Annotated in this window: 6 protein-coding genes and 1 pseudogene; all 7 read right to left on the bottom strand. The window is 44.6% G+C overall.

The window, feature by feature from the left end:
* Positions 1-50: 50 nt before the first annotated feature.
* Positions 51-443 (bottom strand): DUF6884 domain-containing protein, encoded by a 393-nt coding sequence (locus tag I8U19_RS17835; RefSeq protein ID WP_370589816.1) that lies wholly within the window; start codon positions 441-443, stop codon positions 51-53.
* Positions 444-1045: 602 nt separating this feature from the next.
* Positions 1046-1135, bottom strand: a pseudogene (locus I8U19_RS16795) (helix-turn-helix domain-containing protein); the annotation flags it as partial.
* A 1015-nt stretch (positions 1136-2150) separates the two neighbouring features.
* Positions 2151-2492, bottom strand: coding sequence for an RHS repeat-associated core domain-containing protein (locus I8U19_RS16800; protein ID WP_198056591.1), 342 nt, complete (start codon positions 2490-2492; stop codon positions 2151-2153).
* Positions 2493-2500: 8 nt separating this feature from the next.
* Entirely contained in the window at positions 2501-3142 is a 642-nt protein-coding gene (locus I8U19_RS16805; RefSeq protein WP_483316416.1) for a hypothetical protein, read from the bottom strand.
* A gap of 118 nt (positions 3143-3260) precedes the next feature.
* Positions 3261-3542, bottom strand: coding sequence for a hypothetical protein (locus I8U19_RS16810; protein ID WP_198056593.1), 282 nt, complete (start codon positions 3540-3542; stop codon positions 3261-3263).
* Between the two features lie 232 nt (positions 3543-3774).
* Positions 3775-4110 carry a hypothetical protein gene (locus tag I8U19_RS16815; protein WP_198056594.1) on the bottom strand — a complete coding sequence of 112 codons (336 nt, stop codon included), beginning with the start codon at positions 4108-4110 and terminating at the stop codon, positions 3775-3777.
* Positions 4111-4530: 420 nt separating this feature from the next.
* Positions 4531-8692, bottom strand: a 4162-nt coding sequence (locus I8U19_RS16820; RefSeq protein ID WP_198056595.1) for an RHS repeat-associated core domain-containing protein, incomplete at its 5' end; no start/stop codon positions are given.

An 8692-nucleotide genomic window follows, 5' to 3' on the forward strand; every position in this document is an offset into this window, starting at 1 on the left:
AAGAAATTTGGCGGTATTATTCGAAGGGGATTTATTCGACGGGGAGTGGGTCAATTCTTTTTCGGCGATCCTGGGTCAATTATAGACCGGCGGTAACACGTTAAATTGCTCTCACTCAAAAACTGCTTATAAACACGTTCAGACCATTCCCTTTTCTCCCATACCTTCATGCTGTTTAACGTTTGATCATAGGGGTCTATTACTTGATCTGGCTTTAATAAACCATATTTAGCTGACAAGATATAAACTTTGTCATAATAGTCTTTACAGTATAAGTAAGCTTTTTGAAATAGAGGCGAAACAGAATACATTTCTTCTGATGGGCAAGAAAATTCCTTTTTCTTTTTGGTACAACTAATGAAGCCAATTTTCAATACATGACGCTCCTTTATAAGATGGTTCAATAAACGGTACGACCCCCTTGGGGAAAAACCAGAAAACATAACCCAAGGTTTTTGGATTCAATTTGAAGTTTCCCCAAGTCTAATTGAAAAAGAGTCTCTAGGTAAATAAGCCCCACCACAGGGACTTTTCAAAAATGATTAGTAGTATTAACTCTCTACTCTACAATAAAGTTATTCGTAGGAAGAAGCTTTTTTATGGTTTTCAGGAAAACAACTTCTAATGAATCAGTGGGTAGGGACGTCGACCTCCCTCTTCTAAAAATTTACCTGAAACAACTTTTCGTACTTTTAAAGAGAAAGTATTTTCTGCTAATTTATATAGGTAAAAGCTCAAAATAGCCGATAAACAGTAGGTTGCTGCAATTAGCTCAGTGTTCATCTGTTTTCATCTCATTACCATCCTATCAAGCATTTCTCCGAATCCACTTTTTCACCGGTTTCATTCGCTGGTGACCCGCATAAAACCTCACCCGTAAGTATGTACCAATCGAAGATCTTCCGCATGACTTAGGCTTCCTCTTCATTGATTTGCAAAAATCTCCACCCGGTCAAACATTGTACTGACATCTTAATCCATTCGGCCTTTTTCCCCACATAAAAACCCCTGCCTTTTTTGCAAATGCGGCAGGGTCACATGCAGACTATATCTTTAATTCGCCCAATCTTACCAACTCCACAACGGCTTGAGATCGTCCTTTCACATTTAACTTTTGCATGACGTTACTGATGCGTACCTTTTGCAAACTTTGGGACAGTTTTATGTAGATATACTGGTCAAAATATGAACTTAAATTAATCCAGAATGACGAGACATCTTATCCTATTATGGACAGGTTTGGCCGATCATTCATTGCTTTTTGTTCGTCGATTAGCTCCAAATTAATCCACATCTTATTTTTACTGTGGATTTTAATTCAATTAAATCTTATTCATTATTTCGGATCGATCTATTTTTATAGGTGAATAATTATCATTTAATCTAATTTTCTACATTCCAGCCAGCATTCCCATTCTGATTAGTTTATGAACTTATCTCCGGCCATCTCATCTTAGGCGGCGAACAGTCAAACATCAATCCGAACCAGTGTCCTCCTTCAATTTCTTTACAAAAAATACCATTAAATAAATTTCGCAAAACAAAAGGAAAAGGTCATCAGATAAAGAATCATATTCCTTTTTTACAAAATAATGCCACATCTCAATCCAGATATTCGAAAAACAAAGATAAAAAACAAACCAAACATAATAAATCAGGACCATTATTATTCCTAAACGGGTTTTTAAAGAACCGACAAAATATAAAATAATGATTACTGTCAAAACAATAATCCCTATCAAATATAGCAAGCTTACAAAAATGTCATCCATCATCCACGCTCACCTTACCTTGAAATGTTAGTAAGACACAGCCTGTTTCGGGCTGTGTCTAATTATTCGACTAAAATGACTATATTTTAAAACCAACTTAACCATGCATATCGAATAGCTATCCTTATATCTCTTGCTGCCTGATAAAAATTACGGATTGCCATATACGTATGGAATGGGGCGTAATAAGCATAGGCTATAATTGATCCAATTGTAACTGCTGCTAGCTCCAATTGACCTGTTTCTATTTCAAATGGTAATACACGCATTGCCAGTCTAAAATCCTCGATAGTACCCGAGCAATTATTTTTTTAAGGTAGCTATAATAATATGATTGAGGCCTGTTTTCAAGCCACGCTAAACCAGCGTAAAGTTCTACTACCCCTGCGAAAACATGGCGTATAGCGGCTGCCAGGTAACGGCCAACCATCGAATGTCATTTGGATCAATATTGTTCACAGGATTGTTTTGACAATATATATACTTATGCTGGCTTAATGGATCACTTGGAATACCCTCAAACGTATCCCTCGTCAAGAATCTTCCCGTATCCGGATTGTAGTACCGGCTTTGCAAGTAATACAATCCCGTTTCCTTGTCATATCTATAACCCGCGTACGTATAGGGGTTGACGACGGTACCCGTTTGGCTGACGAGGTTGCCGAAGGCATCGTAGGTATACGTCCACGGCACCGGTGCTATCGGTGAGTGCCACGACATCCCCACGGTCAATTAATTGGTAGTTTCCCACCCCGGGTCATGCTGACAGGCAGATTGTCGTCATCATAGGTGTAGCTGGCGACGACGGCTCCGCTTTGATCCGTCTCATAAGACACGTTCTTGTTCTGGTCATAGTGGAACGTGATCGTGCCAGAAGCGGTGGTCATGGTTTTGCGCATGCCATCGGCCCGGTAGGTGAACGAGGCGATGGTGTTGCCGCTGCTGTCTTTCACCTGAATCAGGTGGTTGGCCGCGTCGTAGACATAGGTTTTGCTGCCATCGCTGGTCAGGTTGCCATTGGCGTCGTAGGTATAGTTCGTGCCGTTGACCGAAGTGAGTTGGTCAGCATCGTCGTACGTATACGTTGTGGTGGTGCTGTTTCCCCCCTGGGTGACTTTCTGGGTGAGGCGGTTACCCACTTCGTCATAGGTGTATTCGATCACCGTTCCGTCTGGCCGGGTTTCCTTGGTCAATTGGTCCAGTGCGTCATACTCGTAAGACGTCATTTGTGGCGGGTTGGTTCCGTCTGTTTCGGTAACGGAGGTGATCCGCCCTTTATTGTCATACGCATAGAGATAGCTGTAGAGCAAGTTGCCGTTTTTGTCGAAGATGTCCCGTTCGACCAGATCCCCGGCGCCGTTGTAGCCAATAGGGTCTCAAATATCTATCTTTTTCCGCCCAATAAAAATAACCCCTTTCTTACTTCCTACTATTATCATTTTGTCTGGAAGCGTATGGGGTCATTATACCGATATATTTTTATGACTATTAAATGAGTCCTGATTTAATAGGTTTTACGAGAAGAATTAGAATGGCAATTATGATAAACATGATAGCAACTATAAAAAATGATTTTTTATCTTTTTCTTTTTCCTCCATAAAGGAATCTATTCCATATCTAATAGCTGCTAACATGAAGGCACTTCCTAAAAAGTAGTCAAACCAAGGGGGGGTAGTATCAGTAAACATAAAATAAATAAGAGCTATGGAAAAAGAGAAAGTTAACAAATTTATTATTGTTTTTATCTTTTTAATTATCGATAAATCCATGTATTATCTTCCCGCCTATAAAATAAGTTTTTCGTTTCATTAAATTCCAAAATTACGCTGGTCAATAGTTACTCAAATTTATTTCGAGTCGTAGTAATTCCATTGTACTGAAATAAGAGAGAATGTTAATTACTAACGATTTTTGAATTTCTATTCCTGTGAGAATAACCCGCTCATGAAAATTTGGTTCACTTGAAACCTGCAACCGTAGTATTTATAGATATTTGCCGGATTATCTAATCAAATGATAGATTGAATACAAACCTAGCAAGAAAAAAAAGATTGTTACTGGAATACGAAGGAAATCAATAACAGATGAAATCCAGTTTTCTTCCGTATGATTATCCAATTCCATCTGCTCTCCGTTAAGATGAACTTTCTGAAACAACACCATCACCTTTTGACCATCTTCATTTTCACATAAAAAATTAAATTGTCCACCATCAATATAAAGATCATCTAGACTACGTCTTAATTTTTTCACTTGGTTTACATCTAGCTCTATTAGAACCTCAATTTCCTCTACCCGATTGCAAATTCTAATATTAGGCTCTACCATACTTGACAATGCCTTTCACCCACTTATAAGTAACTGGATTAGATAGTAAATACTAGATACAAATCCAATTACACTCCCTAATAGTACAAAAAGGCTTATAAAATAATAAAAGAATTTCCTTATATGGCTTTGATCTTTTACGGTTCTATTAAAAACAATACGTACTGTTTTTTGCTCACAAGTTTGAGAGGAAAAAACACATGAATCTTCTATTCTATATTCTAACTCAGTGATACATTGTGTTAAATGAAGTAAATCTTTATCTGATAATTGAATGAGTATAATTGGACCTATACTGCTTTCTTTGAATTGAACCAAGTGACTATTCTGAGACAATAATAGACATCTCCTCTTACCAAAGTATTTAGGTTTCTAGCAAGCAAGGTTTTATAGCAACACTTGCTTGCTAGTACTTTTATAGAAATTCTCTTACAGCCACCTTCTGAGTCTTCCTAAAACATGCCACTTCCAAAATTTTACAACAACTCTTCTCATGGCCCTTAATCCTGACCAAAAACCACGCGCTTTTGAAGAGACCCAAGCCACATAGATGGAATAACGAATGCCTGATATCGCTGATAAGGAAAGTAACTTCAGCCAACGAGTAAACGGTAACGAAGCCAAAAAATATCGTAGAAACTTAGGCCAGATAACACTCCATCTCCAATGGCTCCAATTGAAGCCATAAGTCCAAAGCATATCAAAAGCAGTCGAAACCAAAGCGGCAATCAATGCATCTAGAATTATTTCTCCTATAATAACTAAGAGAGGATTCTGTCCCGTAGGATCAGATTGCATAACAGGATTATTTTCAACATAAGCATACTTATTCAAACTCAACGGCTTTTGCTCAAACCCTTCAAACTTATCCCTTGTCAAAAATCTTCCCGTATCCGGGTTGTAGTACCGACTTTGCAAGTAATACAAGCCTGTTTCCTTGTCATATCTATAACCCGCATACAAGTATGGATTTTCCACCGTTCCGGTTTGGCTGACGAGGTTGCCGAAGGCATCGTAGGTGTACGTATTGACCACGGCACCGGTGCTATCCGTGAGTGCCACGACATCCCCATGGCCGTTCAATTGGTAGAAATACGTTTTTCCACCCCGGGTCATGCTGACCGGCAAATTGTTGTCATCATAGGTGTAGCTGGCAACGACGGCTCCACTTTGATCTGTCTCATAAGACACATTGTTGTTTTGGTCATAATGGAACGTGATCGTGCCTGAGGCGGTGGTCATCGTTTTGCGCATGCCATCGGCCCGGTAGGTGAATGAGGCGATGGTGTTGCCGTTGCTGTCCTTGACGGCGGTTAAGCGGTTGGCCGCGTCATAGACATAGGTTTTGTTGCCATCGCTGGTCAGGTTGCCGTTGGCGTCGTAGGTATAGTTCGTGCCGTTGACCGAAGTGAGTTGATCGGCGTCGTCGTAGGTGTATGTCGTAGTCGTGCTGTTTCCGCCCTGGGTAACTTTCTTGGTGAGGCGGTTGCCCGTTTCGTCATAGGTGTATTCGATCACCGTTCCGTCCGGCCGGGTTTCTTTGGTCAATTGGTCCAGTGCGTCATACTGGTAAGACGTCGTTTTCGGCGGGTTGGTTCCGTCTGTTTCGGTAACGGAGGTGATCCGCCCTTTGTTGTCATATGCGTAGAGATAGCTGTAGAGCAAGTTGCCGTTTTTGTCGAAGATGTCCCGTTCGACCAGATCTCCGGCGCCGTTATAGCGGTTAAAGGTCATGTTGCCGTCGGCCGTTTTGCGGCGGGCCACCTGGTCTTGCTCGTTGTAGTTGAACCAGGCCTGGTTTGCCCCGTTGGACGTGATTTTGACCAGTTGGTTATTGCTGTTGTAGGCAAATCCTTGCGTGATCACCGTGCTGCCGGCAGTCAGCTTTTGCTGGATGACGTTGCCGTTCGCATCATAGGTGTAATCGGTCTGGTTGCTGTTTGGCTCTTGAACGGAAGTCAGGCGATTGTCGTCGTCATATTGGTAGTTAATCGATGTGCCCGTCGTTTCGTCCGTTTCCTTGGTGACATTGTTGTTCGCGTCATACTGGAAGCTGTAGACCTTGGTGCCGTTGTAGGAAACGGAATTTTGCCGGTTGACGCTGTCATATCCGGTTTCGACCGTGTTGCCGTTGGGCTGGCTGACCTTGGTCTGGTTGCCATTAATGTCGTAATCGTAGCTCGTGGTTTTCCCGTTGGCATCCGTGACCGTTTGCACCTGATTTAATTCGTTGTAAGTGTAGGTGGTTTCCTTCCCGCGGGCATTGGTCACCTTGGTTTTGTTGCCGTTCGCATCGTACTGGTACTGCGTAACGTTGTTTTTGGCATCCGTCACTTTGGTCAGGCGGTTCAACCCGTCATAGGCATATTGGGTAGTGTCGGAGCCGACGGTTTCACTGGTTGGATTGCCGACAGTGTCATAGGTATGTTGCGTGACACGCCCTTCCGGATCAGTGGTCTTCGTTTCGTAGTTGCCATTGCTGTCATAGGTATGGTACATCGTGATAGCGTCCGGCACCACTTTGATCGTGTCAAACCAGGCCGTTCCCGCCTGATTGCTGTATTCGTAGTAGACGCGAATCCGGTCAAACGGCTGGCTGGTCTTGATTTCATTGGCGATATGCTGCCAGTCGTGCGATTTGCTTTTGTCAAAGTTGTAGGTGAACGTTTCTTCCTTGGTCGAGCCGCTGTATGTTTCCACGATCAACCCGTAAATGCCTCCGCCCGGGTTCGGGTTTTGCACTTTGGAGAAACCGGATACGGTCAGGACCGAACCGGCACCGCCCGTTAAGTTTACGTCCTGGTAGATCGACTTGTACGTGCTCGAATCGCCCACCAGTTTGACGGAGTTGTTGCCGTTATACTTTTCGGTGGTGTCCAGGCCGTCTCCTGCTGCCGTATTTCCTGACAAATACCAGCGGTCCGGAATTTTGTCCCCCGCCGGGTCGTTATCCCGTTCAAAATCGCTGTTTTCGACCACGTTGTATGCGCCATAATACCCTTCTTCGATCTGCAATCCGTCAAACCAATAGGTGCCCGCATAATGCCCGTTGATCCCAGTGACGTATCCGCGAATTTGCAATTGGTCATAGCCTTGCAATGCTCCCGGATCCAGGGAGAGGTGGATGCGGGTGGTGCCTTGCGTTCCGGTGATGCCCGCTCCGGCGATGTAGGTGTACTCCCCGGTCTGCGAGTTGAACCCAAAGGCGTAGATGGCACCGCGCCCGGTGGCGCCGCTGGTTTTGATATACCCGCTCAGGACATAGGTTTTGTTCGGGTCGTACGGAATCTTGTCGCTGGCGATGGCGGCCGCGCCGGTTGAATCACCGGGGATGGAGATTTTGATGCTTTTGTTTCCGAGCGTGATTCCATCCGCCGTGGTCAGCCCCGACGAATCCCATGTGATATTGGAAGATCCGCTGGGAACCTTGGTCCAGTTATCCGGCCAGCTGTCGCCATCGCGGTCAATTTCAACGCTGCCGTTGATCGCCAGGTTGTTGCCCGGGCTCATCTCGGAGGTTTCGGACACGGGATTGCCGTACGAATCATAGGCAGTGGCTGAAGACTTCTCAGCGGCATCCGTGGTAGCCGTCTGGTTGTCATTGTCATCATATTGGTTTTTGGTCGTGTTTCCGTTCGCATCCGTTTCCGTGATCGGGTTATTGTCACTGTCATAGGTGGTGCTGCTCGTATTGTTCATCGGTGTGGTGACGCTGGTCAGGTTGCCGTTGCTGTCATAGGTATAGTTGTATGTGGCCGAGCTGTTATTGGCGTTGGCATTGCCATCCTTTTGGCTGATCAATTGGTTTTTGTCGTCATAGGTAAACGTGTTTTTAATATTGAATCCGGTCGGATCCTGCGTCGTTTGGATGACATTCCCGTAGGCGTTATGGGTATAGACTGTTTTTGTGCCTTTGGGATCGGTCACCGTGGTGATGTTGTTGGCCGGATCATAATCGAGCGTGGTTGTTGCCGTTTGCACTGTTCCGCCGACCGTGATCGGATAGGAAACAGACGTGGTCCGGTCATTTGCCGGGTCGTAACCGATCGTTTTCGTATGACGGTTGGGATCAGTGATCGAGGTCAGGTTATGGTTGCTGTCGTAGCCATACGTCTCCGTGGACAGAACCGTGCCAGACGCGTCTTTATGAGTGACCCCGGTCAGGTTGCCGTTCGTGTCATAAGTATACTCCACCGTCCGATTGGCCGGATCGGTCACTTTGCTGACCCGGTTGTTGGCATCATAGGTGAGCGTCAGGGTTCGCCCCGACGGATCCGTGATTGCGGACGGCAGGTTATTGGTATACGTCACGCTCGTGGTATTGCCGTTGGAGTCCACGATTGAGGCCAGTTTTTTCGATGTATTGAAGTTGTACTTGGTCTGGTCCGGTGTGATGAGGGTAAAGGTGCCATCCCCGTTTTTCACCAAGGTGAGATTGACTCCTCCGGGAGCCTTATACGTCCCTGTGGGAGTTCCTCCCGATCCGTACTCTGGTGCAAAGGTATGGGTGGTGCCATCCGCATCCGTATAGACGATCGGCCCGCTATAGCTCATCCTCAGGCTTTGTTCCAGGTTGGACGTCCAGCCGTAC

The sequence above is a fragment of the Thermoactinomyces sp. CICC 10523 genome (assembly GCF_016055105.1).
Classification (GTDB): domain Bacteria; phylum Bacillota; class Bacilli; order Thermoactinomycetales; family Thermoactinomycetaceae; genus Thermoactinomyces_A; species Thermoactinomyces_A daqus.